The 25952-nt window shown below is 64.7% G+C and carries 23 protein-coding genes and 2 pseudogenes; 14 read left to right on the top strand and 11 right to left on the bottom strand.

Features of this window, described 5'->3' with window-relative positions:
* Nucleotides 1-1201: 1201 nt before the first annotated feature.
* The 3 genes from ACQ5DX_RS27300 to ACQ5DX_RS27290 are packed head-to-tail and all read left to right on the top strand — an operon-like array spanning nt 1202 to nt 3800.
* Nucleotides 1202-2260 carry a 2,3-butanediol dehydrogenase gene (locus ACQ5DX_RS27300; RefSeq protein WP_430335891.1) on the top strand — a complete coding sequence of 353 codons (1059 nt, stop codon included), beginning with the start codon at nt 1202-1204 and terminating at the stop codon, nt 2258-2260.
* A 41-nt stretch (nt 2261-2301) separates the two neighbouring features.
* Nucleotides 2302-2835 (top strand): 2,4'-dihydroxyacetophenone dioxygenase family protein, encoded by a 534-nt coding sequence (locus ACQ5DX_RS27295; protein ID WP_430335890.1) that lies wholly within the window; start codon nt 2302-2304, stop codon nt 2833-2835.
* Nucleotides 2836-2891: 56 nt separating this feature from the next.
* A complete protein-coding gene (locus ACQ5DX_RS27290) occupies nt 2892-3800 on the top strand; it encodes a LysR family transcriptional regulator (RefSeq protein WP_430335889.1) in 909 nt (302 codons plus the stop codon).
* A 232-nt stretch (nt 3801-4032) separates the two neighbouring features.
* Here ACQ5DX_RS27290 and ACQ5DX_RS27285 read toward each other — a convergent pair whose 3' ends face one another.
* The gene (locus tag ACQ5DX_RS27285; protein ID WP_430336321.1) at nt 4033-4380 is read right to left on the bottom strand and encodes a transposase; all 348 of its coding nucleotides are present in this window, start codon (nt 4378-4380) and stop codon (nt 4033-4035) included.
* A 272-nt stretch (nt 4381-4652) separates the two neighbouring features.
* Here ACQ5DX_RS27285 and ACQ5DX_RS27280 point away from each other — a divergent pair, with 272 nt between their 5' ends.
* Nucleotides 4653-5069: a hypothetical protein gene (locus tag ACQ5DX_RS27280; RefSeq protein WP_430335888.1), complete on the top strand. Its 417-nt coding sequence runs from the start codon at nt 4653-4655 to the stop codon at nt 5067-5069.
* A 90-nt stretch (nt 5070-5159) separates the two neighbouring features.
* Complete coding sequence (locus tag ACQ5DX_RS27275; RefSeq protein ID WP_430335887.1) at nt 5160-5723, top strand: SMI1/KNR4 family protein; 564 nt, start codon at nt 5160-5162, stop codon at nt 5721-5723.
* 14 nt (nt 5724-5737) lie between these two features.
* On the opposite strand, the gene ACQ5DX_RS27270 is transcribed toward ACQ5DX_RS27275, so the two are convergent.
* From ACQ5DX_RS27270 to ACQ5DX_RS27260, 3 genes are read right to left on the bottom strand one after another with little or no spacing between them, the layout of a single operon-like run.
* Nucleotides 5738-6739, bottom strand: coding sequence for an IS481 family transposase (locus ACQ5DX_RS27270; protein WP_430335886.1), 1002 nt, complete (start codon nt 6737-6739; stop codon nt 5738-5740).
* Nucleotides 6736-7098 carry a DoxX family protein gene (locus ACQ5DX_RS27265; RefSeq protein WP_430335885.1) on the bottom strand — a complete coding sequence of 121 codons (363 nt, stop codon included), beginning with the start codon at nt 7096-7098 and terminating at the stop codon, nt 6736-6738. Before ACQ5DX_RS27265 ends, ACQ5DX_RS27270 begins: the two co-directional genes overlap by 4 nt.
* On the bottom strand, nt 7095-7391 hold the full coding sequence (locus tag ACQ5DX_RS27260; RefSeq protein ID WP_430335884.1) for a hypothetical protein: 297 nt from the start codon (nt 7389-7391) through the stop codon (nt 7095-7097). Before ACQ5DX_RS27260 ends, ACQ5DX_RS27265 begins: the two co-directional genes overlap by 4 nt.
* A 91-nt stretch (nt 7392-7482) precedes the next feature.
* On the opposite strand from ACQ5DX_RS27260, the gene ACQ5DX_RS27255 reads away from it, so the two are divergent.
* Together ACQ5DX_RS27255 and ACQ5DX_RS27250 are read left to right on the top strand one after the other, a co-directional pair.
* On the top strand, nt 7483-8334 hold the full coding sequence (locus ACQ5DX_RS27255) for a sigma-70 family RNA polymerase sigma factor (RefSeq protein ID WP_430335883.1): 852 nt from the start codon (nt 7483-7485) through the stop codon (nt 8332-8334).
* A gap of 356 nt (nt 8335-8690) precedes the next feature.
* Complete coding sequence (locus tag ACQ5DX_RS27250; protein WP_430335882.1) at nt 8691-9500, top strand: aminoglycoside adenylyltransferase domain-containing protein; 810 nt, start codon at nt 8691-8693, stop codon at nt 9498-9500.
* Here the strand turns inward: ACQ5DX_RS27250 and ACQ5DX_RS27245 are convergent.
* The 4 genes from ACQ5DX_RS27245 to ACQ5DX_RS27230 form a co-directional block, all read right to left on the bottom strand.
* Entirely contained in the window at nt 9497-9784 is a 288-nt protein-coding gene (locus tag ACQ5DX_RS27245) for a hypothetical protein (protein WP_430335881.1), read from the bottom strand. The genes ACQ5DX_RS27250 and ACQ5DX_RS27245 overlap by 4 nt on opposite strands.
* 646 nt (nt 9785-10430) lie before the next feature.
* Nucleotides 10431-11894 carry an MDR family MFS transporter gene (locus ACQ5DX_RS27240; RefSeq protein ID WP_430335880.1) on the bottom strand — a complete coding sequence of 488 codons (1464 nt, stop codon included), beginning with the start codon at nt 11892-11894 and terminating at the stop codon, nt 10431-10433.
* Nucleotides 11895-11929: 35 nt separating this feature from the next.
* Complete coding sequence (locus ACQ5DX_RS27235; protein ID WP_430336320.1) at nt 11930-12466, bottom strand: dihydrofolate reductase family protein; 537 nt, start codon at nt 12464-12466, stop codon at nt 11930-11932.
* 35 nt (nt 12467-12501) lie between these two features.
* Nucleotides 12502-13095 (bottom strand): TetR/AcrR family transcriptional regulator, encoded by a 594-nt coding sequence (locus ACQ5DX_RS27230; RefSeq protein ID WP_430335879.1) that lies wholly within the window; start codon nt 13093-13095, stop codon nt 12502-12504.
* Between the two features lie 145 nt (nt 13096-13240).
* Here ACQ5DX_RS27230 and ACQ5DX_RS27225 point away from each other — a divergent pair, with 145 nt between their 5' ends.
* From ACQ5DX_RS27225 to lipB, 3 genes are all read left to right on the top strand, one after another.
* Nucleotides 13241-13411 carry a hypothetical protein gene (locus ACQ5DX_RS27225; protein WP_430335878.1) on the top strand — a complete coding sequence of 57 codons (171 nt, stop codon included), beginning with the start codon at nt 13241-13243 and terminating at the stop codon, nt 13409-13411.
* A 70-nt stretch (nt 13412-13481) separates the two neighbouring features.
* Nucleotides 13482-16016 carry an ATP-binding protein gene (locus ACQ5DX_RS27220; protein WP_430335877.1) on the top strand — a complete coding sequence of 845 codons (2535 nt, stop codon included), beginning with the start codon at nt 13482-13484 and terminating at the stop codon, nt 16014-16016.
* A 1090-nt stretch (nt 16017-17106) separates the two neighbouring features.
* The gene (gene lipB / locus ACQ5DX_RS27215; RefSeq protein ID WP_430335876.1) at nt 17107-17742 is read left to right on the top strand and encodes a lipoyl(octanoyl) transferase LipB; all 636 of its coding nucleotides are present in this window, start codon (nt 17107-17109) and stop codon (nt 17740-17742) included.
* A 614-nt stretch (nt 17743-18356) separates the two neighbouring features.
* Here the strand turns inward: lipB and ACQ5DX_RS27210 are convergent.
* The 3 genes and pseudogenes from ACQ5DX_RS27210 to ACQ5DX_RS27200 all read right to left on the bottom strand — a co-directional run.
* A pseudogene (locus ACQ5DX_RS27210) lies at nt 18357-18507 on the bottom strand (IS256 family transposase); the annotation flags it as partial.
* 47 nt (nt 18508-18554) lie between these two features.
* Nucleotides 18555-18950 (bottom strand): annotated as a pseudogene (locus ACQ5DX_RS27205) (RES domain-containing protein); the annotation flags it as partial.
* A 44-nt stretch (nt 18951-18994) separates the two neighbouring features.
* The gene (locus ACQ5DX_RS27200; protein WP_430335875.1) at nt 18995-19678 is read right to left on the bottom strand and encodes a response regulator transcription factor; all 684 of its coding nucleotides are present in this window, start codon (nt 19676-19678) and stop codon (nt 18995-18997) included.
* Between the two features lie 157 nt (nt 19679-19835).
* Between ACQ5DX_RS27200 and ACQ5DX_RS27195 the strand changes: the two genes are divergently transcribed.
* Genes ACQ5DX_RS27195 through ACQ5DX_RS27180 form a run of 4 tightly spaced genes read left to right on the top strand, consistent with a single transcriptional unit; the run spans nt 19836 to nt 25809 of the window.
* Nucleotides 19836-21581, top strand: a complete 1746-nt coding sequence (locus tag ACQ5DX_RS27195) for an amidohydrolase (RefSeq protein ID WP_430335874.1) — start codon at nt 19836-19838, stop codon at nt 21579-21581.
* A gap of 14 nt (nt 21582-21595) precedes the next feature.
* The gene (locus tag ACQ5DX_RS27190) at nt 21596-22912 is read left to right on the top strand and encodes a M20 family metallopeptidase (protein ID WP_430335873.1); all 1317 of its coding nucleotides are present in this window, start codon (nt 21596-21598) and stop codon (nt 22910-22912) included.
* The gene (locus tag ACQ5DX_RS27185; protein ID WP_430335872.1) at nt 22909-24102 is read left to right on the top strand and encodes a nitrilase-related carbon-nitrogen hydrolase; all 1194 of its coding nucleotides are present in this window, start codon (nt 22909-22911) and stop codon (nt 24100-24102) included. The genes ACQ5DX_RS27190 and ACQ5DX_RS27185 overlap by 4 nt, the downstream gene beginning before the upstream one ends.
* Nucleotides 24103-24147: 45 nt before the next feature.
* Entirely contained in the window at nt 24148-25809 is a 1662-nt protein-coding gene (locus ACQ5DX_RS27180; protein WP_430335871.1) for an AMP-binding protein, read from the top strand.
* Nucleotides 25810-25952 lie beyond the last annotated feature (143 nt).

The raw sequence follows: 25952 nt of genomic DNA, 5'->3' as shown, positions 1-25952 counted from the left end.
CGGACGGATCGAGGCGAGTTCGCGGGCACGGTGGCTTGGAACTATGTTGACGCCTCGGTCATGACTGTCGTTCCGGCATCGGCCTCTCTTGCCGATCAGTGGTCGCGCGAAGCGATGCGCGACTCGCAAATGTCGATCTCGGCACAGATGAGGCAGCGCGACCGGTTTCCCTCACCAATACTTCTGTTGCACTTTGGTATTCGAGTTCCTATGGGGCTGTTCCGATGGTAGTGGAAGGATGTGGGATTCAATGGATTCGACGAGTGGAAAGCGTCTACCTTCACACGAGCCTCCAAGGGTCCTTCCGTGTACACGCGATATGGGCAGGATTTGATCGTTGATAGGGCTGACGAGTTGCAGAACGTCGGCGACCCGTGAAACCGGAGGTACGTCGACGATGTAGCGCGAGTCCTAACAACAGGGTCCGGGTCAGGTGCCAGCGAACAATCGGGGCGATCGAGCCTTCGTGAACGGTCGCGGGGGAAGCGGCAGGCGGCCCAGACGGCGCGTCAGCTCTGCGTCTCATCATCCGCGAGTGCTCCCCCCTCGGGCGATCATGCCCGCGGTGTCCGACAGCCGGAGACCACGCCCTCCTGAAGCGGCTCGCGGGCCGCTAAGCTGCAGACCCTGGGGCTACTTGCCCGAGAAGGTCATCGCCTTCAATCACGTTCCCCCAGAACAGAACACCGTCTTCAGCGAGACGACCGGCAAGATCCGGGACTAAAGATCTGCATCGGCCCGCAGAAGGGCAGCGACACGGTCTATTGCGACCTCGACAAGGTCGCACACGGCCTCGCCATCGGCCGCACCGGCGCCAGTAAAAGCAGCAGTAGGTGCACGCTGATCTTCCAAAGACCGAAGCTGCCACCCACGGAGTGCGGGTGATCGCGTCCTCACTGAACCGGCCAACTCAATCAGCGGGTACTCACCGGTGTGCAGCTCGGTGTCGAACAGCGTGCCATTACCGGCGGCGCCGCCACTCAGTACCGCGTGGGCATGTGGGACATGCTGCACCCCGCGGCGAGCGTGCAGCAAACGCGGTCCGGTTCACCTGCAGGCTGAAGAGGCACTCCGCGCCGATCAGTAAGCGCGGCTTATCGATACCCGAAAGAAAGTACCTGGACTTCTCTACATGCCCGGTGCCACTGTTGTCTGCATCACTTCGAAACCAACATGAGTTTCGAAAATGGGAGGTTAAAGAATGAAGGCAGCCCGTTACCACGGAGTTGGGGATATCCGTTTCGAAGATATCGCCGAGCCTATTGCAGGTCCGGGTCAGGTGAAAGTTCGGGTTCATTTCAATGGCCTGTGCGGAAGCGATCTGCACGAGTACTACCACGCGCCTATGATGGCGCCGATCACACCGCATCCGCTGACTGGGGTGAGCGTCCCAGTCGTCCTCGGTCACGAGTTTTCCGGCGAGATCGTAGCGATGGGTTCAGAGGTTGACGGGTTGTCGATCGGCGACGCTGTCGCGGTAGAACCCACCGTCAACTGCCGACGATGCGCGGCCTGTCTGGCCGGCTCGTACAACCTCTGCAGCAGCATCGCCGCCGTCGGCTACAGCTGGGCGGGTGGGGGTGGACTCGGACAGTTTGCAGTCGTCGACGCCGATCACGTCTATCGGCTTCCGGAAGGTATGAGCACCCGAGAGGGAGCGTTGATCGAACCCCTGTCCGTGGCCCTGCACGCCGTGAACCGAGGGGATGTCGCTCCGGGGAGCAGTGTCGCGGTTCACGGAGCCGGCCCCATCGGAATCGGGGTTTTCCTGGCGTTGCGGGCCAAAGGCGTCGAGGACGTCATCGTGATCGAGCCGTCGGCGACCAGGCGCGCGGCGATCGAGGCAGTCGGAGCGACGAAGGTCATCGATCCCAACGAGACGGATGTCGTCGCGGAATTGCGCGCGCACACCGGTGGCGCCGGTGTCGCGAGGTCGTTCGAGACGGCGGGCGTTCCGGCAACCTTCCTCAATGCGGTCCGCTCGACAGCTGGACACGGCCGAGTCGTGGTCGTCGCGGTGCACCAGCGCCCCGTCGAGTTCAACCCCACCGAGATCCTGTTCAACGAGTGCGAGATCGTCGGCTCCATCGCGTACTGCCGCGACTACACGGAGGCCATCGAGCTTATGGCTCGCGGTGCCTATCCGCTGGACAGTTGGGTGGAGACGATCGCATTCGAGAACCTCATCACCGACGGGTTCGGCCCACTGCGGGACCAAACTGCCATCAAGATCCTGGTCGATATGACCGCAGGCGATTAACGGACCCGAAGCCCCCTCACACGGAATAGAAGGAGAAACCCATGACCGCTGCCTCGAACCTCGGACCCACATTCTGGATGACCAACCCCGGCGTCACGTCGAAGGGCGCAAGAAAGGAATTCGTCAACCCTGACGACATTCCGTGGACCGACTGGCTGATGCCGGGTACCCAATTCAAGCTTCTGTACTGCAACCTCGTATCCGGCGCATTCACGCTCATTCTGAAAGTAGATCCCGGCACCGTCGCCACTCCGCATTGGCATATGGGAAACGTGCAGGCGTACCTGCTGGAAGGCGGATTCTATTACGAGGAGGACGATCCCGGCATGGCCGGCATGTACACCTGCGAGGTAGCCGGTGCCGTGCACACGCCGATTGCCCCGGACGGCTGTGTCATGATCGCCATGGTCGAAGGTCCGATCGCCGGCTACCTGCCGGATGGCGGACTCGCGGTCGTCGCCGACGCCCGACTTCACTACTACATGGCGCGTGACAACGACGCCGTCGGGCAACTCCAGCTTGTCGACTACGCCACCGATCCGTCTCAGGAGATGCACGTCAAGGCAATCGGGTAGCCGCCGAATCGGCTAGCCTGACACCCAGTTCCAACCGATAGCGTGCAAGGTGAAGCATGTATGTCCCGCCCCAGGCGCTTCGATGTTTCCTCGCCGTCGCGGACGAGCTGCACTTCGGACGCGCAGCCACACTGCTACACATGACCGGACCGGCGCTGAGTCAGCAGGTGTCCCGGTTGGAGAAGGACCTGCGTTTCCTGCTCTTCGAACGCAACTCTCGACACGTCGAGCTAACCGAAGCGGGACGCGCACTGATCCCGCAGGCACGCGCAGTCGTGGCCGCCAACGAGACCCTTCTGCGATGGCGTGATTCGGTCCGTCTGGGCCGCCGCGGTATCGATATCGGGTTCATGGCGACCGGTGCCGGCCTGCTCACGACTGCCGTGCTGGATCAGCTCCGGTCCGCCGATCCGGATCTGCACGTCAAATTGCACCACCTCGAGTGGAGCGAACAACTGGCTCCACTGCTGGCCGGCGACATCGATGCAGTCTTTGTCCGGGAACCGTTTCCTGCGGAGGGCGTCCGGCGCCGGCGAATTCTGTCAGAGCGACGGGTGGCCGTGCTTGCGCACGACCACCCGTTGGCAACCCGGGAGTCGATCCGGTTCGCCGAGATTGCCACAGAGCCGTTCATAAGCAGCAGCGGCGGGCCGCCGGAATGGACCGACTTCTGGATGGTGAACCCGCGGCCGGACGGCACCCGAGCCGAACCGAGTCTTGCCGTATCGACCGTGGAAGAACTACTCGAAGCGGTCGCCGCCGGCGCAGGGGTCACCACCACACCTGAGTCGCTGCCTACTTACTACCGCCATCCGCTGGTCAGCTTCGTGCCCATCGAAGACATCGGCCCGAGCGTGGTCACCCTGTGCACGTTGGAAGGCAACCGAAGGCCGGAGCTGGCAACGCTGCAGGATGCGATCGGTCAGGCCTGTCGCCAAGTGGCACTGAAGCCGCCCGAGGAGTGACCTGAACCCCGGCAATCACGAGTAGAGCCTGACCTGTAGTTTTCACGGTCACTGGATGGCCGCTGGGGAGCGAGATCCGGCCACCCATCAGTTCACACAGGCAGCAGCGAGGAGGTCAGCTGTAGGTTCCGGATCTACTTGTCCGGTGACCTGCAACTTTCAAGATCTTCCACGAAACTTGTCCTCAAGTGTGAAGATGCCCTTTTTCGGCTCTGCGATCTTGACCGGGCAGTCAGCATGACGTCTGAGTCGCGGCTCGCTGAGTGCGTGTGCAGTGGAATCGTATCCGCCGCGCCGAGTTCTCCCGGTTCCTGAATCCGCAGGCCGAGCGCTCGACGGCCTTGACCAGCCGGTTGTAGCCCTCGGTGCGGGCGTTCGTGATGCCGGTGCGGACGAACGCGTTGATCTCGGGCCACCACGCGTCGACGGTCTTGGCGAGGGCGAGAAGTTGCGGGATGTTCGAATCAGCGCACCAGGCCAGGAACCGGTTCAAACGGTGCCGGGTCAGGTGTCCATCGCCGCCGACGCGGACGGTCGCCAGTAGAGCGCGGAGTTCCTCCTTCGCGATGTAAGCGGACAGGATCCGCCCACTCGGGTCCTCGTCGACAATCGCATTCCACGTGCGCGCAAACCTGGTTCCCGACAGTCGCTCCCGCCCTGGCGCTGACGCCCTCGGGCTGTGAGATCAACCGATGCGGATGCGCCGACCCGAACAGCCCCAGCGGAGGTTCCCGGCGGCGTGTCAGCTAGGGCGTGTCTGACAAAGCGTGGGACCAGGCGATTGCGGCGTGGATGAGGACGGCAGCTCGGTAGACGATCGCGTGTTTGTCGGAGCGGGTGGCGAGGCCTCGCGTGTCACGTACCGAGTACCTGTCCCACGCCCAGTGGGCGTTTATCGAGCCCCTGCTGCCGTCTGTCAGCGAACAGGGTGAACGTCCGTTCCGCAACAACCGCCGGGTCGTCGAGGGCATCGTCTACCGGTACTGGGTCGGTGTGCCGTGCCTGCCGAATTCGGGCCGTGGCAGACGATCTGGAAACGTCACCGCCGCTCAGCGGCCGGTGCTGCATTCGACAGGCAAGATGGTCCCCATGAGCGCACACGCAGGCCTGCTCCTGGCGGTCGCGATCCCCGCCGGCGGCCTGGTCGTGTTCACGCTGGTCTTCTTCCTGCTCGGCCGCAGGATGCGGCGGCTGCGTCGCGAAGGTCGTGTCACGTACCCCGCGAAGACCACGCCCGGCAGCAACGACTTCTCCAGCAACGCCGTGTGAGCCCCCCGAGCGGCCCTGGAATCCGGAAGCTGGCCCGGGGTTGCCACTAGCGCCGGCACCCACGTGCCTTGGGAGTGAAAGGGTAAGTGCATGACGACACCTCGTGCCTATCTCGACGCTGTTGCGGAGATATACACGGAACTTGATGCTTCTCTGGATTTGCGAGCCCCGCTGGCGGACACGAATCGTGACGCGATGCTCGCGTCGCTGGGATACGGGGTGGTGGACTGGCTCGTCGATCTGTGGCGAGTGGCCGACGGCGGGCCAGTCTACAGTCCGGTGTTCACACGGCCAGATTTCTTCACCGGTGCGGACTTCCTGTCCGTGTCGCAGTCCCTTGCGTTGCGCAATCGCCTGCGTGATATTGCGGGGAACTTCGCGGGCTGGCAGGAGTCGGTACCTCGCGATGGTCGGATCCGCGCGGGCTGGTTCCTCGACACGTGGGTGCCATTCGCAGCCTTTGGAGGGAGCACGATCGTCCTGTTCGCCGACTGCGACCCGGGCCCCGGGGGCGAGGTCGGTCAGGTGATCTCCTACGTGCATGACCCCGACCAGATCTCGTTGGTGGCACTCGATGGTGAGGCGTATCTTGACGCATCGCTCACGTGGTTCCGCGATCAAGCAGAAGAGTTCGTCCCCGAACCTGAAGATTGAGACGCTTCTTCGCCCTAGGTGTATGGGGTCATGACGTTCGTGACGCCTGTCGGGGTGCGGGAGGCTGGTGGTTGTCCATCGGCGGTTCCGTGGGGTCGGTGATAGTTGTAGTGCACGTTCCACACTTGCAGTGCCTGGGCGCGCTGATCTTCCGAGATCCAGGTGCGGGCGTAATGGAACTCTTCGGCCAGAATCCGGTTGTACCGTTCCACCTTCCCGTTGTGTCGAGGCGTATACGGCTTGGCCCGCTTGTGACGCGCCCCGAGAAGCGTCTGGGTGAAAGCCTCAGCGCGATAACAGGAGCCGTTGTCGGTGACGATCTGCTCGATGCGATTGATGCCGTGGGCGGCGAACCATGCTCGTGCCCGGTGTAGGAAGCCGATCGCGGTCGCGGCTTTCTCGTCCGAGAGTGCTTCGGTGTAGGCGAAACGGGTGTGCCCATCGACTGCGGAGTGCAGGTAGACGTAGCCGCGTTTGCCGGTCTTAGTCTTCGCGCGCTTAGCCGTGCGTGCTTGCTCGGAGTCGCGGCCGTGAACGCGCCAGCCGCCGCCGTCGGGGATGCGTCCGACCTTCTTCACGTCCACGTGCACCATCTGCCCCGGCCGTTTAGCAACGATCACGCACGGTTTGCGGTTGCTGTCGCCGTTGGAGCCTATGAACCTCCGACGTTCCAGGCCGAGCCGCTCGAGTATCCGAGAGACGGTGCGGCGACTGATCGCGATCCCATCGTTGTTGAGCTCGAACGCGATCCGAGACGCAGACCACTTGTGCTCGCGCCGCCAAGACTCGATCCGGGCAATGACCTCCGGTTGAGTGGCGCTTGGCTGACGGCGCGGAGTGGAGGAGTGATCGTAAAGTCCGGTGTCGCCGTAGCGGCGGTACCTGTTGACCCACTTCGACGCACATGCCCGCGAGGTTCCCATCTCCGCTGCCACGTGCGCTATCGGCCGGTGGCGGCAGCGTTGGATAAGTCTGCGACGGCCCTCGACCGACAACGGGGCGTTCCTGTGACTCACGACCCGGCCGCCAGCTGGACCATGTAAGTGGTCGATACCGCCGCGAGCAGCAGATATAGTCCGGGGAACGCGATATTGTAGAGCACCCGGGTACGGATGTGAGCGACGACAGCACCGACGAAGAACAAGATCAGACCGATGCCGGCGGCGACGCCCAGCCAGGGTACGGCTACCAGACCGATAACAAGCCCTGCGGCTCCGGCCAGCTTCAACGTTGCGAGATAGGGCAGGGCGCTGACAGGAACATGAACCTCAGCGGAGTTCTTCACGACGAATCCTGCTTTGGCGTAGTCTGCGATCGCGATGAGAGCACTGGCGACGATGCAGACGATCGTCGCAGTGAACAGTGCCGCCGTCATGCGTCGTACCTGCCCAAAACGGTGCACGCGCGTGGCGCTGGATCGTCGTCGGTCTGGGTCGGCAGCCATGCCCGGAAGGCCGCCGCCGCAGGAATGGACGGCAGCGGGTTCTCGGCATCCTCGGGGAGCTCGAGAAGCAGCATGAACACCGGCTCATCGGTCTCGCGTACCGCGAAATACTTGAGTCCCTTGGGCGCTGCTGCATGGACAGCGTCGAACAATGCCGCGATCTGTTCAACGACTGCGTCCGCGTGCTCAGGGCTCGTCTGGAACCGGACCGTCTGTACAGTCATTAGCGAGTGCCTCCTCTTGGTGGGGTAATCGGGCGTGAGATTGGTGGTCTCGTTTGTCCCGACGTTTCCCAGCTCAGAAAGGTGACACCTGGTGGTATCGATCGCGGTGTTCGAGACGTCACGGCCGCAGCTGACGGCGATAGCATTCCGATTGCTTGGCTCGATCCATGACGCAGAAGACGCAGTACAGAGCGCCTGGATCAAGGCATCCGCCGTAGCCGATGATGACCTTCGAAATCCAGCCGCCTACGTCACAACCGTCCTCACTCGCGAGTGTCTCGACCAATTGCGTACGCGGCAACGCCGCCGTGAAGAGCCCCTGCTCGCGGACATGCTTCCCGCTGACGCGGTCGCGGCCGACGAGCACTACCTACGGCGCGAGAACATCTCCCGAGCATTGATGGTGGTCCTCGAGCGGCTCACACCTGCTCAACGCGTCGCATACGTTCTGCACGACTTGTTCGCTGCTCCGTTCCGGGAGATCGCCGAGACGCTCGGGACCAGCCCGGACAATGCGAAAAAGCACGCCAGCCGCGCACGAAAGCGGATCGACCAGAATCGGCAGATTCCCGCCAGTGCCACCACCGACAGCTCCATCGTGGACGCGTTCCTCACCGCCGCTGCAGATGGCGACACAACCAGAATGATCGCCTTGATGACCGACGACTGCGTGCGCGTCGCCGATCCAGCCCTCATCCCCGCACACACGCCCACCACCGTCGTCGGCGCGCCTGCAATCGCCCAGGAAACCACCCTATTTGCCGACCGAATCCGAGCCAGCACACCAATGCTCGCCAACGGACGCCTCGTCCACATCATCGCGCCGGGCGGGCACCAACTCGCAGTCATCAGCATCACCGTCGCAGAAGGCCGAATCGCTCAGATCGATATCAACCGAACCGGCCCGCTCGCTGAACTCGCAATGCTGCCAACAACCTCCTGACCCGCAACAGCTAGAGGCGCACATCACGTTATTTCGGATCCGTTTACCGTCGCAGTTCTCGGCACCGATGAGCCCGGCGGCACGGTCGCCGCCGAGGGTGATCTCCTCGGGCTCCTCGGGTCTGCGGCCTCGCCGGCCAGGCGTGGCTTGACCCCGGCCTTGTCGAGGAGAACGGCTCGCAGATTGCGACCGACGCACCGGTGATCGTCACAGCCCCAGCTCCGGACGCGGTGGCGCCCCAAAGATGGACCCGAGCGCGCAAGACTCGTCCTGGTGTCATATCGGTTAAGACACTCGAACAGACTCGCACACAACAGGGTTCCACATCTGTCGGGGCGCGCACTAGCCTGGTCGCAATGGATGAGCTACTAGCCCCGATTCTCGCGCACATCGACCGACACGACCCTGGAGATGTCGTCGGCGTGTATCTCTACGGATCGGCGGCCAGCACCGGTCTGCGACCCGACAGCGATATTGACATTCTCGCTGTGACGCGGCGGTCACTCACCCGCGCGGAGCGCGCCAGCCTGGTGAAGCTGCTACTGGGTATCTCCGGATGGCACGGGCACCTCGAGCGGTTCCCCGACGTGGCGGGCCGTCGACCACTGGAAGTGACATTCCTCGTGCGTCAGGACCTCACGCCGATGACCGCCCGCCCCCGTCGCGACTTTCAGTACGGCGAGTGGTTGCGCGAGGAGATGACGACAGGTGCCTTGCCCGAGCCTGCCGAGGATCCCGACGCCGTCATTTTGCTGGCCACAGCGCTCCAGTTCTCCCGCGCACTACGGGGCCGCGCGCTCGGTGAGGTATTCAACCCAGTGCCGTCTCACCTGCTTCGCCAAGCTGCCATCGACCAGGTTCCCAATCTGATCAGCGAGGTCGACGGCGACGAGCGCAACGTGCTGCTGACGTTAGCGCGGATCATCGTCACCCTGGAGACCGGCGACATCGTGTCGAAGGACACCGCAGCGCAGACGGTCGCGACGCGTCGAACCGGGCACGAGCGGGCACTACTGCAGATGGCACGCGCCGGGTACCTCGGGCTCGAGACAGATGATTGGAGTGAATCGTCGCGAGAAGCCCAGGCACTTGTGAAGGCCCTCGCTAGCGAGATTCTCCAGCAGGACGCCACCACCCCGACACGAGATCTGTCAGACGCACGCTAGGCCAGCGGGCTCGCCGCGTCGATCGTCGTTCCCGCCTGCACGGCCGCGCCGGGACCAGTCGCCGATCCCGCGTACTCCTGCCGGAAACCGTTGGGGCCGATCATCGTCAGGTCGTCGCGCCCGCCTGGCACCGGCACGATGTCTCTGTGGTCGTCGACCACGTCGTAGTGCCGGGGCAGCGCGAACTCCCCCGCGTACGGGTACAGCGCCAGGTGGGTGCTGGCGGCGCCCACAGCACCCGCACCCAACGCCATGAACCGGCCGCGAGACATCTCGAACGTCACTGGACCTCGTGAGCACGCAAATCGGACTCGATCGCGCGGCGGCTATCGAAGCGGCGAGTCCGCTCGGAGGCGAATTCGCCCCACCTGCGGTGACTTTCGAGAAAAGGCCCCGTTCTGTTCGGCACGGGCCCTGTGCCTTCCGTGCAGCTCATGGGGGTCGTTGTCTGCCGCAATCTGGGGAAACGGCCCGCGGCCGTTCATTTCTGCGTGCTGGCCTCGGCGGGTTGGCTGCTCCGTAGTCCGGCCACACGTTTCAGCTTGGACTCCCGAGGTCAGGACGGAGAGTCACATCGACAAATCAGCTCAATACAGCGAAGTCGGACCTCCACCATAGCCATTGGTAACCGCATCGCGCGCCCTGCCCATGTGGATGGCAGTACAGATGCATATCGGCACCATCGCTGACAGAACGGTGTGAATGTGCCGTCGATCCGCCTCGCAATCTCGGCCAGAGTAGTGGTTCTCGTGAAGGAGACGTCGCATAGGTGGCCCGCGAGACTCGCGACAACAGACGTGACCTAGATTGTCCCGAAATCGGCGAAACCTTCACGCGTGGTTATCTATTCGACTCGAATCGAATACCGCGGTATCGACCTCGACTGTCGGTGGCGCGACACTCGAAGTCGATACGACAGCTGGCTCGGAATCAGACGTGTGCGGGTTCGGCGTCCGGGTTCGAGGTCTGCTTGCGGATCAGCAGAGACACAACGGCCGCGACGAGGACGATGGCTGCGCTGTAGACGAATGCCGAGTGAATACCCTCGGCGGACGCCGCGACGGCATCAGCTCCGCTGTCCGCCGCCGAGGCCGAGCGAACAGTCATAACGGTCACGAACAAGGCAGTTCCGGCGGCGCCGGCCAGCTGCTGCATGGTGCTGACGATCGCGCTGCCATGGGGATACAGCTCCTGCGGCAGCGAACCGAGCGCCGAGGTGAGCAGGGGTGTGAATGCGAGCCCGAATCCCACGCAGAGCAGGATGTGTGCAATGACGACCCATGCGATCGGGGTGGACACGTCGAAGGATGTCATCACCGCCAGCGCCAGCGTGGAGAGCGCCATTCCGGGGATCACCAGGGGGCGTGGGCCGAAACGGTCGAACAACGCACCGACACCGGGTGCGATCAGGCCCATGCACAGGCCTCCGGGGAGCAGGACGAGACCTGCTTGCAGGGTGCTGAGCACGAGAACGTTCTGAATGTAAAGCGGCAACAGTATGAGCGTTCCGAAGAGGCCCGCATTCATGATGAGGACGAGGACGACCGCGAGACTGAACGGGCGTGAACGGAAGGTCCGCAGGTCGAGCAGCGCCCGGTCGTGCTGCTGGAGCTGCAGCTGACGCAGAACGAATCCCACGAGAGCGACCGCACCCAGAACGAGCGGAATCCACACGGGAACGATCGCATGACCGGTTACTGCTTCTCCGATGCTGCTGAGCCCGAAGATCAGCCCGCCGAACGCGAACGCAGACAACACCACTGACAGTGCGTCGAACCGGACAGCCTGTGGTTCGGTGACGTTCCGAATCCAGATGGCTCCGAGGCCGAGTGCCACCAGCGCGATGGGCAGCACGAGCAGGAACATCCAACGCCAGTCCAGGGCCGAGAGGATCAGACCGGAGAGCGTCGGGCCAATGGCTGGCGCCACCGAGAGCACGATCGTTGTCACGCCCATCATGCGCCCGCGGTGGGCCGGTGCGACCACGTTCAGCACCGTCGTCATGAGCAGGGGGATCATGATCGCGGTCCCGCCGGCCTGGACGATGCGGCCGACGAGTAGCAGCCCGAAGCCGGGTGCTGTTGCTGCGATGAGAGTTCCGGCGGAGAACATGCCCATCGCGGTGAAGAACACCGCGCGGAGAGTGAAACGTTCGAGCATGTATCCGGTCATGGGAATGACCACGGCCATGGTGAGCATGAACCCTGTGGTCAGCCACTGCGCTGTACTCGCCGTGATGGACAAGTCGACCATCAACCGCGGCAGCGCCACTCCCATGATGGTCTCGTTCAACGTGACGACGAAGGCGGCGCCCACCAGGAGCGCGATAAGTGGTCCGACCCGTCCGGTGCCGGTATCGCTCGCCGGGGCGGCGAGCTGCGACTGTTCTGTCACTGAATCGCCCTCTGGTCGAGGCGCCGCGGTGGGCTCTAGTTGATTGCGTAGGTGGACTGGACGAATCCTTCGGCCAGGGTTGTGGTGGTGCGGTGTTCGAGTTCGATGTCGTGATCGAGTGCACCGAACAAGGAGATTCCCGAGCCGAGGAGGACCGGCGCTGTCGTGATGGTGATCTCGTCGAGCAGGCCCTCTCGTAGGAAGGACTGAACGAGCTGTCCGCCATCGACATACACGTTGGCGGCACCCGAGGCATTCAAGTGATGAACGAGGGCGGCGAGGTCCCGCTCGACGGTGATGTTCGGGTCGTCGGAGTCGAGTCGAGTGCTCAGCACGCTGACGTTCAGGCCCTCGTACGGCCAGAACCCGAAGGTCTGGGTCTTCTCGTAGGTGTTGCGTCCCATCACGATTGTGTCGATGTCAGCGATGAAGGCGTCGTAGCCGGTATCGCCCGCCTTCTCCCCACGTTCGGTGAGCCAGTCGAGGTTGCCGTCGGGCCGGGCGATGAACCCGTCGAGGCTGGTGGCGATGAAGACCCGGGTGCGGAAGCTGCGCTGCGGGGTGGTCGACATGGTCACAGGGACTCCTTCGATGGTGAATGAGAGGATCAGAGATCGTTGCGGTGAGGCTCGAGAACGCGCTCGAGACTGGTGTGCAGCCGTTCGGAGAGTGTGCCTTCCCGTTCGATCGTCCAGATCAATCCCGCACCGGTAACAGTGGATTGGATCGCATCGGTGAGCGCATCGACGTCGGTGCCAGGCTGCAGTTCACCGTCTTCGACAGCGGCACCGAGCAACTCGGCGATGAAAGCGCTCGTGGACCGGTGATTGGCCAATGCAAGGTCACGGAACTGCGCATCAGCGAGGTCCGCGCACAGGAACGCGAGATGGTTGGCGAAGGCCTCGGGGGTGGACGCCTGCTCCCACACGCCGACCAGGAGCTCCGCGAGAACCTCGAGCGGTGGACGCTGGTCGCGCAGCGCCTGCTCACGCAGGTCCGACAAGCGCTGAGCGTTGTATTCGGCGAGCGCCAAGATCAGACCCCGCTTGGACCCGAAACGCTGAACGAGCGTTCCCGGCACCACACCGGCCTCCGACGCGACCTGAGACAAGGTCAACGCGGCCGGGCCGGTACGCCCCATCACCCGCACGGTGGCCTCGAGAATCGCAGCATCGTCGATACTTCGCGGACGTCCCGCCACATCACCCTCCATTATTAAATGACTGTACATTTATTATTATCAGGCGGGCGTGACCACACGCAACCCCTCCATCCGGCGGCCAAGGGGAGACATGTCAGATTGCTCATCTCAGACACGACACGCTGCCTGCCGACGGAAGATGCGGGTGCAACGTCGACTGGCGAAGTTGGCGGTTCCGCTGCTCCTACTGCCGCTGTCTGCGATACCCGGCCTGGTGACGCTGCACGTGCACCAGTCGATCCCATCCGCTGTCGTGATCACGGCGCTCACGGCGACCAGCATCGCCGCGGCGGCGGTCCTGCTTCGTCCGTACTGACACCCGGCTCGCAGAGACGATCGCCGCTGACACACCGCCCATCCCCGCCAGCCAAGCTCTGCACCTCACGTTGAATCGAGCCGGCCGCTTTCTCACCCAGCCGGTTTCGCCATGCGCATGCGCTGCCCCCTGCGGCCCGAAGAGGCTCAGGACCTCGAACGGCCCCGGCCGGTGCTACCGAACCAGTGCGGCACCCGTGTGTGGTCAGTCGTCGAGGATCCCGAATGAAAGGTTGTTTGGCGGGCGTACCGTAACCCATAGGAGGAGCGATGGACGAGAGTCACCTATGCCGGCTGTTGCGCGAGGGGATCAAGGAAACCTTCCCCAAGAATTGACCAGTTTCGTGGGCCGCCACGGCGAAGTCGCGGCCACGAGGAGGCTCCTCGGCGAATCTCGCCTGGTCACACTCACGGGAGTCGCGGGGGTCGGCAAGACCAGACTTGCCCTGCACGTTGCAGCCGCGACACAACGATCATTCCCGGATGGCACATGGCTAGTCGAACTCGGCGAGCAATTCGACCCACAACTCGTCGCGGGCACCGTGGCTGCGAGCCTGAGCATACGAGACTGGTCAGCGGCTCCCCCGATAGACATGCTCACCGACTACCTTCGCGAGCGCCGCCTACTGCTGGTGCTCGACAGTTGCGAACACCTCATCGACGCTGTCGCCACCCTCGCGGAGACCCTGTTGCGCTCGTGCCCCGACGTGCAGATTCTCACCACCAGCCGGGAGCGGCTGCTGCTCGGCGGCGAGACGGTGATGCAGGTGCCGCCGCTCACCGTGCCCCACCCCGGGCACCCCATATCGGCGCGCACATCGGCACACAACGAGGCAATGGCGCTGTTCGCCGAACGCGCCAAAGCCTCGGTTGCCGACTTCGAGATCACCGACGACAACCGTGAGGCTGTCGCTCGCCTCTGCCGCCGGCTCGAAGGCTTGCCCCTGGCGATCGAAATCGCCGCCGCCCGCCTCCGAATGATGTCGGTCGAGCAGATCCTCGAACAGCTCGGGAAGGTCGATATCTTGACTGACGGCGGGCGCGACGCACCCCGCCGCCAGCGGACGCTGAAGGCGTCGATCGACTGGAGCTACGAACTGTGCACTCGGGAGGAACAGGCGGCATGGCGCCGCCTGGCCGTCTTCGCCCAGGGCTTCGAACTCGACGCGGCCGAAGGCATCACCGCCGACGACCACGCCCCCAACGAACTGCTCCACCTGATCTCTTCACTGATCGACAAGTCGATCCTGACCCGCGAAGAGTACGACGACGGACACGGTGTCCGGTACCGATTCCTCGACATGATCCGCGCATACGGACTGCTACAACTCGAGGAGGCGGGAGAGGCACCCGAGATTCGCCGCCGCTACCGAGACTGGTACGAGCAACTGACCCAGCGCGTAGACACAGAGTGGATCGGCCCGAACCAGGCTCGATGGATCTCCCGACTCGGACGCGAACGAGCGAACTTGCGGGAAGTGCTGTCGCACTGCGTATCCCAACCGGGTCAAGAGAAACAAGGGCTGGTGATCGCAAACGCGCTCGTCGCATTCTGGCTGGCGCGCGGACTACTCCACGAAGGAAGACTATGGCTCAGCCGAGTCCTCGACGCCTACACCGACCCGAGCGCGGAGCGCGTCACCACGCTGTGCGGGGCAGCAATGATCGCGGCGAACCAGGGCGACATCAACGCCGCGTCAGCATTGCTGGGCGAGGCCGAAGCTCTCGCCACCACGCTGCACGATTCCAATCTCGACGAGACAGTGGCCGAGACGTCGGGGCACGTGTCGTTCCTCTCCGGCGACCTCGACCACGCAGTCGAACTCTTCATCCCTCTCCTACGCCGCGTACGGGACGGGGCGGACCGTCGACGCCACCTCTCGGTGCTGTACGGCCTGGGCCTGGCGTCGGCGCTGCACGGTGACACCACCCGTGCCACCGACAGCGCCCGCGAAATCCTCGAGATCACCACGCCCCGCGGGGAAACGATCTACAACGCATACGCACCCTTCATCGAGGGGCTCTCCGTCGCTACCGACAACCCCGCCCGCGCCCGCAGGCTGTGGGAAGAAAGCCTGCAACTCAATGCATCGACCGACGACATCATCGGATCAGCTCTCTGCGTCGAGGGATTGGCGTGCCTCGCCTCCGATGCCGCCGATCACCAGCGCGCCGCGATTCTGTTCGGCGCCGCCCGATCCCTCTGGACCTCGGTCGGCAACACCGGAGTCATCGCCCCGAGATTGCGTGCCTGGCATCGCCAGCTCGAGCAGCGCAGCCGCACAGCACTCGGCACCCGGGCTTTCAACATCGCGATGCACCAAGGCATGAAGATGACCCTCGGCGAGACCCTCGATTACACAGCCGCGGACACCCTGCCCGCACACACCACCGCACAATCGCCCTCCCGCCTGACAACACGCGAACATCAGGTAGCCGACCTGGTTGCGCAAGGAATGACCAACAAAGCCATCGCCGAACGACTCGTCATCACCCCGCGCACCGCCCAGGGACACGTCGAAAAGATCCTCACCAAACTCGGCCTCACCTCGAGGACACAGATCGCAATATGGGTACTCTCACGACCACCACCGGACACAGATTGACCTGAAGCTGTGGGGTTTGTGGGAATGTCAGATTTCCGGTGGATCCAGTTCTGGCGCGTCGGTTTGGTTCTCATCCAGACCAACGAATCACCCTGGCATGCCAGGAAACTCGAGGTGAAGTCGCGGCGTTCGCGGTGTGATCTTCAACTACGTCGACCGATATGTTCGTGCCGCGACTGTGCCGCAGTGCACCCTGAGACCCCGCGCTACCCCTTGGTGCGGGGTCATTCGCTCGCCCGGGCTTGTTTGATCGCCAGTAGCGTCGATTCTGCGGCCCAGCCACATGCGGACGCGGTACAAGAGCTCTTCGAATCGGGCCGTCGCTGGCGGCACGCCCCGTACGGCAGGGATGCACAGCCGTCGGCGATTGGGCGGCACCGTGTCCATCCGTGTCCAGAGCGAACTGCACGGTGCCGTTCCTCTGACATGCGTAGTCCGTTCTTCATGGGCATTGACGTCATCAGGCTTCCGGGTAGCGTCAAGTGGTGCCGGCCCGCGGACATCGAACCTCTGGGCCGGGGCGGCTGCCCGCGGCAACGCCAAACGCATCATGCGCGGTGGGGTTGCGGGTAACGAGCGGCACCGCGTTCAGGGCGAACTCCGTGGTGCCGCTCCCGCAAGTCTGTGCTCCTCCGATCGGATCATTGTTGGCGTGACCCTCGACACGTATCGATCGAATGTCCGGATTGTGTCGATAGCCTCAACGGTGCCGTCCGGCCTTCGAACGTCCACGGGCGGTGGCTGCGCCGCCCGCTGGCCCGGGCCGCGCGGAATCCGGTGGGGCGGGCCCGTTTCCCGCTGTTGACGGCTCCGCCCTGCACGCCGGAAGAGAAGTGGAAGGGGCCCAAGATTGAACTCGGTCGGTATAGTCGCCACCCTCATCGCCTGCATCGTAGCAATCGTCGCTTTCGGTTTCGCCTCTCAACGCGAAGACCGCGAACGATTCAATGGCGCGACAGGTTCGTGCACCGATCAGGACTAAGACACTGGAATGGGGCGGAACTAGCGCCGCATCAGGCAACGTTCGCATCTCCGCTGCGCGTACGCTCTGCCTGTCTGTCGGATGGGTGTGGCACCGAGAGGGTCGGGTGTGGGCGAGCTGGCACGGGTTGACCTGGGTGAGATTCCCTACGTCGAAGCGGTTGAGCAGATGGGCATCTGGGTCCGCCGGCGGCAGGAGGGGTTGATCGCGGATCGGCTGGCACTCCTCACCCATCCGCCAGTGATCACCTACAGCGCCCGGACACCGCGTCTCGAACTGCCCTTGCAAACCGGGATTCCTCTGGTTGAGGTGGACAGAGGCGGTCAGGCGACCTACCACGGGCCTGGGCAGCTGATCGGCTATCTGGTGGTCGATCTCCGCGAGCGCGGCCCCGGGGACATCGTGCGCTGGCTGGAAGAGGGGTTGGTCAGTGCCCTGGACTCGCTGGATCTGCAGGCCGTTCGACGTGACACCCCACCCAAGGCTCAGAGCCTGGTCGGGGTGTGGACGCCAGAGCACAGGAAAGTAGCCTCGATTGGTATGCGGATCCGTGGCGGCGTGACCAGCCACGGGTTTGCTCTGAACATCGCGCCGGATCTGACCGCGTTCTCGACATTCACCGCCTGCGGACTGCCCGAGGTGGCCATGACCTCGCTTGCGGAAATGGCCGCCGCTCTGGACAGGCCCGTCCCTACCGAAGAGGCGGTGCGAGACGCTGTAGCCGCGGCGCTCGGAGCAGCCTGACGACCCGGGGTCCAGCCCGTCCCTCGCCGGCATGGACTGCTATCCGGTCCGCACCACCTCAAACGACACACGCAGCCCCGCCCGGCAGTCACTGGACCAGGCGGGGCTGTCTCGTCTGCGCAGTGACCGGCCAGTGCGCCAGCGGACCGCGTGTGAGGGTCGTCAAACCCACATGACGCCTTCGTAGGTGTGGGTGACATGCCGGAGCATGGTCGGGTGAGGTTCGCTCGAGACGAGTCGCGGGACGCGTACGGCGGCCTGTGCAGCCGCTGTCGGCGAATCTGCGGTCCCACACCCGGTCGGCGCGGTCCTCGAGTTCAACCGTGTGGGTGTCCTCGCGCGCCACGATCGTGAACGTCACCGCGCGGCGCGTGCTGTTGATCATGGCCGAAAGCCTAACGACTAGGCTGGTCGGGTATGTCGGTAGTGTCCGGTTTCGTGTGCGGCACAGCAGCACACACGACCCAAACTGGTTGGTCACAAGATCCGGAAAGGGCTCCCCCTTGACCCGCACCCGGTGCAGGAGCGCCAACCTTCCGGTCACCGAAGATCGTTCAGGGTAAGGCCCTCCATGTCGAACTCCACTGCGATAGATTTCTTCACCGTCGACAACCTCCCGGATGCGCCGCCTTCGGTAGCGCAGCAAAGACATTCGCCCGTTTGTGGAACCAGCAAACGCTACTCACGGGTGTCGGAGAACACTTCTCGTAACGGCTGCCAGAACCCCAAGGCGCCAGTCGCGTCCCCTCGACGTCGGGGTGGGCGCGGTGGATGGTTCGTGCCCAGTGCTGCGAGCGGCCGTGCGGAGCGGAATCGAGGGCGTGGTTGCCGCCGACCCGGGTGACCCAGGCCGCTCCCCCAATTCCGGAGACATCGAGCAGCCGGAGTGGACGGGTGAACCGGAGTCCGGTCAGGTAGGGGTCACCGCGGTGGCGGTCGATGATCCGCGCCGACTGGAAGGCTTCAGCGAGCGCGCCGCGGGGGCTGGATGCGCCGTACCAGATGCCGTAGTCGGGATGCTCGTCGCGCGGGACCGGGTGGTGGTCGAACCGCAGGATTGGCCCGAAGGTGCGCAGCTCGTGCCACGGCAGGATGTGCGGCCCGGTGGTGCGGTGCACCCGCCACGTGATCTCGGTGGGCTGCCACTCGAGCACTTCGTCGGCTCGGATGCCTGCAATCAGGTCACCGTTCTTGCGGCCCACGAGCATGCGCGGTCGCCCACCCAATCGGACTTAACCGGGCGGTGGGTGGATCAGCCGGTCGTGCCGAGCTGTGCGATGAGTTGAGCTCGGGACCTCAGCCCCGACTTGTCGTAGATGTGTTGCAGGTGGGTCTTCACGGTCGGCACGCTGATGTAGAGCGTGCGGCCGATCTCGGCGTTCGCCGCTCCCTTGCGGATGAGACGAAGCACGTCGCGTTCGCGTTGCGTGAGACCCCATTCGTCGACTCGCCGCGCCGCCTCGAAGGACCGCCCGGTAGTGAAGGTGTGTTGGAGGAAGGGGCGGGCATTGCCGAGTAGCCCCAGCTCGTGAGTCGTGAAGTCGCCCAGCTCGGACGAGCGGTGCAGGGAGATGCCGCCGACCATCTGCCCGGCCCGGTACAGGTACAGCTCGGCCTCGAAGTCCAGGCCGAGTGGAGCCATGAATCGGCGGTGGTATTCGCCCCCGTGGTAGCGCTGGTGGAGATCGCGCACGCTCACAAGGGATTTGCCGGTCGCGGCGAACCGGCGGGGGTGGAACGGGTCGAGCCGGTGAAAGAACTCGGTGTAGCGCACGTTCCGGTCCGATTCGATCCGATGGAACGCATGATCGACCGGGTTCAGGTTGGTATCGACCGAGTAGAAGACGATCCCCGAAATCGGCACCAACCCGGCCAGAAACCCCATCGCCTCGGACTTGTACTGGGCAAGGTCGTCGATGTCGGACCGCGGCTGCATGGTCCACAGACCCTAGTGCGGTTCGCCGCTTCCGGCCAGACCCTGTCGCGGTTGAAATCCCCGAGCGGATCTCATCCGTTGGGTTGATGTCGGGGTGTGACCTGCGGCATAGCTTCAGGTGCCAGATCGGGTGGACCGGTCAGGAGCGGAGGAAGCGATGACCAACACGATTGTCAGCGGTGGGCGAGTGCTCACATTCGACCCCGCGGTTCCGGAGGCAGAGGCGTTGGTGCTGTCGGACGGCCGCATACTCGCGGCGGGAAGCACCGACGAGATGACGAGCCTCGCCGGTCCGGGCGCACAGCGCATCGATGCCGAGGGCGGCACCGTGATGCCGGGCCTGATCGACACGCATCCGCACGTGATGCACTTCGGCACCCTCGCCGGCGGGCTCGTCGACCTCACCGATGCCGTCGACCACGCTGACATCGTCGAACGGATCCGGGCCAGGGCCGCGATCACACCGCCCGGCGAGTGGATCATGTGTACCCCGGTCGGTGAACCGCACTATTTCATCCGTCGCTCGGAGCAGGATCTGCTCGAACGGCGGCTCCCGGACCGGTGGACCCTCGATCGCTCGACCGACGCGCATCCGGTCATGATCCAGGCGTGGGCGCCGAAGATGCCGAACGTGGTGGCGTTCAACAGCGCCGGCCTGCGCGCGGTGGGACTGACGGCCTTCATCCCCGACCGGGTGTGCGATGTGGACCTGGAGAAGGACGAGACAGGTGAACTCACTGGAATCCTGAGGGGCCCGGTGACCAACTACTACACCTACGACCCGTTCTGGGGTCAGATCCTGATGAAGCTGCCGCCGCCGAACCTCGAGAACGCCGCGGCCGGAACGTTGGCCGAAATGGCACGGTTCACAGCTCAGGGCGTGACGACGGCCTACGAGGGTCACGCTATGGAACCGGAGCACATCGCCCTCTACCGCCACCTGCGGGCGAGCAACGCGCTCACCCTGCGCGTCATGGCGACCTTCGACGTCGAATCGGTCATCTTCTATCCGTTCGATCCGCTGACCATCGACGAATTCACCGAGCGTCTAGGAGATTTCGCTCGTGATGCCATGGACCTCGACGACGACATGCTTCGCATCAACGGGTTGACGATGAGCCCGGGCGGGCCGTGCTTCTCCGGCTACTTCGCCACCTACCAGGCGCATATGAATCCGTTCGGGCGACAGACCCGCGGCGTCCGGTTCCTCTCGACGGAGAAGGAGGAGGCATTCGTCCGGTTCTGTGCAGAGCACCGGATCCGCGCGAACATGTGTATGGGTGCGTTCCGCGAGCACGACGAGTTCCTCGACATCGCCGAGCGGGTAGCGCGTGAGCACGACTTCCGCGACCGGAACTGGGTCCTGCAGCATGCCATCACAATCACCCCCGCTCAGGTGCGGCGGTATGCCGATCTCGGCTTCCAGGTCACGACCTCGGCCGGGTTTGCCTGGGGCAAGGGCAAGATGTACGGCGAGCGGATGGGCGAGCAGGTCTGGCGCGACCTCGAACCGCTCAAGCGGCTGGTCGACGCCGGCCTCGACCTCGGCGGCGGTACCGACTGGGGGCCCAAGAACCCTTGGGAGCAGATCGAACTCGCGCAGACTCACCGCTTCGCCGGTTGCGATCACCGCAACGACGGGCCGGATCAGGTGCTGACCCGCGCCGAGGCGCTGTCCATGTGGACCACCGGCGCCGCGAAGGTCATCGGATGGTCGGATGTGGGCTCGCTTTCCCCCGGTAGTCAGGCCGACGTCCTCATCGTCGACCGCGACCCATTGCGCTGCGACATAGACGATCTCGCGGACACGAAGGTGCTCCGGACACTGCTCGGTGGACGCACCGTGCATGACAGCGGCGACCTCGCCGCCCCCTCCGACCAATCGACGGTGGTGACGCCATGAACAAGGTGAACGACATGAACGACACGGCAGCCGACCGGGTCGGCGCCCGGATCGACGATCTGCGCGACGAACTCCTGGCCACGCTCTCCACTGCCATCGGCATCCGCAGCGTCAACCCGACCTACGCGGACCAGGACTACGACGATCTGGTCGGCGGCGAGACCGAGGTGTCGCAGCTCCTCGCCAGCGTCTACCGCGAGGCTGGGGCCGAGGTGGAGCTGTTCGGCGAGGCCCCGGGCCGTGACAATGCCGTCGGTGTGGTCGCGGGCAGCGGCGGCGGCCGCTCACTGGTCTTCAACGGGCATGTCGACGTGGTGCCCGCCGACAACGTCGATGCGTGGACCTACGACCCCTTCACCGCCGTCGTCGCCGACGACCACCTGTGGGGCCGCGGCTCGGTGGACATGAAGAGCGGGCTGGTGGCCCAGGCCTTCGCCGCCCGTGCGCTACGGGAGTCGGGCATCCGGCTGCGCGGCGACCTGATCCTGCAGGCGGTGGCCGGCGAGGAGAACCTCGAGCACCACATGGGCACCTCCGCCGTCCTCGCGCGCGGCTACCTCGGCGACGCCGCGATCGTGGCGGAGCCGACCGGCGCCGCTCGACCCCTGACGGTCATGCCGGCCACTCCGGGAGTCCTCGTCTTCCGTGTCGACGTGACGGGGAAGGCGGCACACGCATCGATGCGTTCGCGGATGCTCGCCGAGCGCAGCGATCAGCCGGTGGCCGCGAGCGCCATCGACTCGGGCCTTGCGGTGCATGAGGCGTTGCGCCGGCTGGAGTCCGACTGGGTGAGCACCAAGATCGATCCGCTATTCACGCCCGGTCAGTTCACCATCGGACTCGACGTGGTCGACGGTGGCGCGGGCGGTAGTCGCAACGTCGCCTTCATCCCGGACGAGATGGCCCTCGAGTACGCGGTGTTCTACCCGCCCGCGGCCGAACTGTCCGACATCCAGGGCGAGATCGAGAGGGCGGTGGCGGGCGCGGCTGAGCGGGATCCGTGGATGCGGGCCCATCCCCCGGCGATCACCTGGCAGATGCATTACCCGGGTGGTCGCACCGACGGGGACCACCCGTTCTGCTTGACCGTCGCTGGCGCCCGCACCCGGGCGACCACGCACACGCGACTCGACGGGCCACCCGATGTGATGCCGTTCCCGTCAGCGACCGATCTGACCTGGCTGTCACGCGCCGGTATCCCCACTGTCGGCCTCGGGCCGGGCAGCCTCAGCATGGCGCATGCCGTCGACGAGCGCTGCTCGGTGGACGAGATCATCTGTGCTGCACAATCATACGCATTCACGGCGATCGAGTGGTGTGGTACCGAATGACCGAGACCGCTCCTGCGGGGCGGTCGGCTCCGATCGCGCCGTACATGGCAGTCGGGCTGTCGACGATCGTGCGCGGTATCGGCTCCCGCAAACACATCGCCCGCAACCTCGACACCATCGAGGAGGCCATCCACGGAGCCGTGTCCATCGTAGGGATCAATCTGCCGGTCAAGCTCATCGCGCTGGCGGAGGGTGCGCTCACCGGGTTCACCGACGAGGTCTTTGACCTCCCACACGCCCGTAGTTCACGCGAGCTCTTCATCGACATCCCCGGCCCGGAAACCGATCGGCTCGCCGACCTCGCCCGGCTGTACGAGACGTACATCGTCGTCCAGTGCAAGGCCCGCTGGCCCGAGATCGTCGACGACCGGTTCTTCAACATGATGGTGGTGATCTCGCCGCAGGGCGAGATCGTGCACAGAGCCGCGAAGAATCACGTGTGGTGCCGCGAACACTCGTGCACCCCGCACGACGTCTACGACCGCTGGGTCGAGCTCTTCGGGGACGGGATCGACGCGTTCTACCCGGTCCTGCGCACGCCGGACATCGGGAACGTCGGCACCATCTGCTGCAGCGACGGTGAATACCCGGAGGCGGTGCGCGCCCTCGCCTTCAACGGGGCCGAGGTGGTGTACCGGCCCAGCGAGGCCGTGCCGATGACCCAGCTGGGCTCCGAACCAGGCGGAACGTGGCTGCTCCAGAACCGGGCGCACGCCCAGTTCAACGGGGTCTACATGCTGTGTCCGAATGTGGGGCCGGTGTACACGACTCCGGATGTCGAGCACCCGTTCGATGTCGGCGGTGGCAACTCGCACGTCGTCGACTACCTCGGCACGGTGATCGGGCACACCGTGTCCGGCGCCAACAGCGTGGTCGCGGGGATGATCGACATCGAGGCGCTGCGCCAGTTCCGGATGATGAATCTGAACTCGAACTGGCTCAAGGACGTCCGCACCGAACTGTTCCGTCGGATGTACGACCGGCCGATCCATCCGGCCAATCTGTGGCTTGAGCAGGAACCGGTCCGACACGCGGCTGCCGACGAGATCTATCGGGGCAACATCCGACTCCTCGTCGAGCGCGGCACATATACCCCTCCGGCGCATGACTTTCCGGGATCGCGGCACATCGCGCCACCGGGGGATGACGACGTCGAGGCGATTCTGGCCCGGTGGGCAGGCAACAGCTGACGGCGGTTGCCGTCGCTTCAACCTTTACCGAGGAGTACTCGAAGCATGACAAACACTGGGGCGCTGACTCAGCCCAGCTACACCTCCGCCACCAGCCGGCTCCCCATGCTGGGCGACACGATCGGTGACAACTTCGATCGGGCGGTCGCCGCGCACGGCGACCGGGATGCGTTGATCGATCGGGGTTCGGGACGCCGGTGGACCTACCGCGAGTTGGCCGCGGACGTGGATGCGGTCGCGGCCGGGCTGCTCGGCATCGGGATCGGCAAGGGCGATCGGGTCGGGATCTGGGCACCGAACTGCGCGGAGTGGACGATGGTGCAGTACGCGACGGCGAAGATCGGCGCGATCCTGGTCAACATCAATCCCGCCTACCGGTCGCACGAGTTGCAGTACGTGCTCGACCAGGCCGGGATCCGGATGCTGATCGCGGCGCCGTCGTTCAAGACGTCGGACTACGGCGCCATGATCGAGCAGGTGCGGCCGGAGTGCGCCGCGCTCGAGCACGTCGTGCTGCTCGGCGACGCGGAGTGGGACGAGCTCTTCGAGAACGGGCGCCGGGCCCTCGGCGACGGCCGTGACGTGCTTGCCCGAGCGCAGGCGGCGCTCTCCGCCGACGATCCGATCAACATCCAGTACACTTCGGGGACAACGGGTTTCCCGAAGGGTGCGACGCTCAGTCACCACAACATCCTCAACAACGGCTATTTCGTCGGCGAGTTGTGCGGGTACACCGAACAGGACCGGGTGTGCCTCCCGGTGCCGTTCTACCACTGCTTCGGCATGGTGATGGGTAACCTCGCGTGCACCAGCCACGGGGCCGCGATGGTGATTCCCGGTCTATCGTTCGATCCGGCGGCAACGTTGGCGGCGGTGCAGGCCGAACGCTGCACGTCGCTGTACGGGGTGCCGACGATGTTCATCGCCGAACTCGCCGACCCGAACTTCGACACCTACGACCTGTCGAGCCTGCGGACCGGGATCATGGCCGGCTCGCCGTGCCCGGTGGAAGTGATGAAGCAGGTCATCGAGCGGATGGGCATGAGCGAGGTGTCCATCTGTTACGGCATGACCGAGACCTCGCCGGTGTCGTTGCAGACCCGCCGCGACGACACCATCGACCAACGCGTGTCCACGGTGGGCCGCGTCGGCCCGCATCTCGAGGTGAAGATCGTCGACCCCGCAACCGGGCTGACGGTGCCGCGCGGCGAACCCGGTGAGTTGTGCACCCGCGGGTACTCGGTGATGCTCGGCTACTGGGACAACCCGGACAAGACCGCCGAGGCGATCGACTCCGCGCGGTGGATGCACACCGGCGACATCGGGGTGATGGACACCGACGGCTACGTCGCGATCACCGGCCGGATCAAGGACATGGTGATCCGCGGTGGTGAGAACGTCTACCCACGCGAGATCGAGGAATTCCTCTACACCCACCCCGACGTCCTCGACGCCCAGGTCATCGGTGTCCCCGACCCGAAGTACGGGGAGGAACTGATGGCGTGGATCCGGATGCGGGAGGGTGCCCAACCTCTCGACGCCGCGTCGTTGCGCGCGTTCTGCACCGGAAAGCTGGCCCACTACAAGATCCCGCGGTATGTGCATCTGGTGGACGAGTTCCCGATGACCGTCACCGGCAAGATCCGCAAGGTCGAGATGCGGAAGCTGTCGATCGAACTGATCGACCACGACGAACAGCGGAACTGAAACCGAGACGCGCGGGTAACCGGATCACCCCGCGGAACGCAGGATTCGGCCCGCCCCGCTCGAGTGGCGGGCCGAATTCCTGCGATCCGGCGCGGAGTCCCGATACGGTACGGAACGTGTCGTTGCGTAATGTGGAGGCCGCT

Source organism: Rhodococcus sp. ACT016, assembly GCF_050477185.1.
GTDB lineage: Bacteria > Actinomycetota > Actinomycetes > Mycobacteriales > Mycobacteriaceae > Prescottella.
The sequence above is the reverse complement of the archived record's forward strand: the minus strand, read 5'-3'. Positions and strand labels throughout refer to the sequence as shown.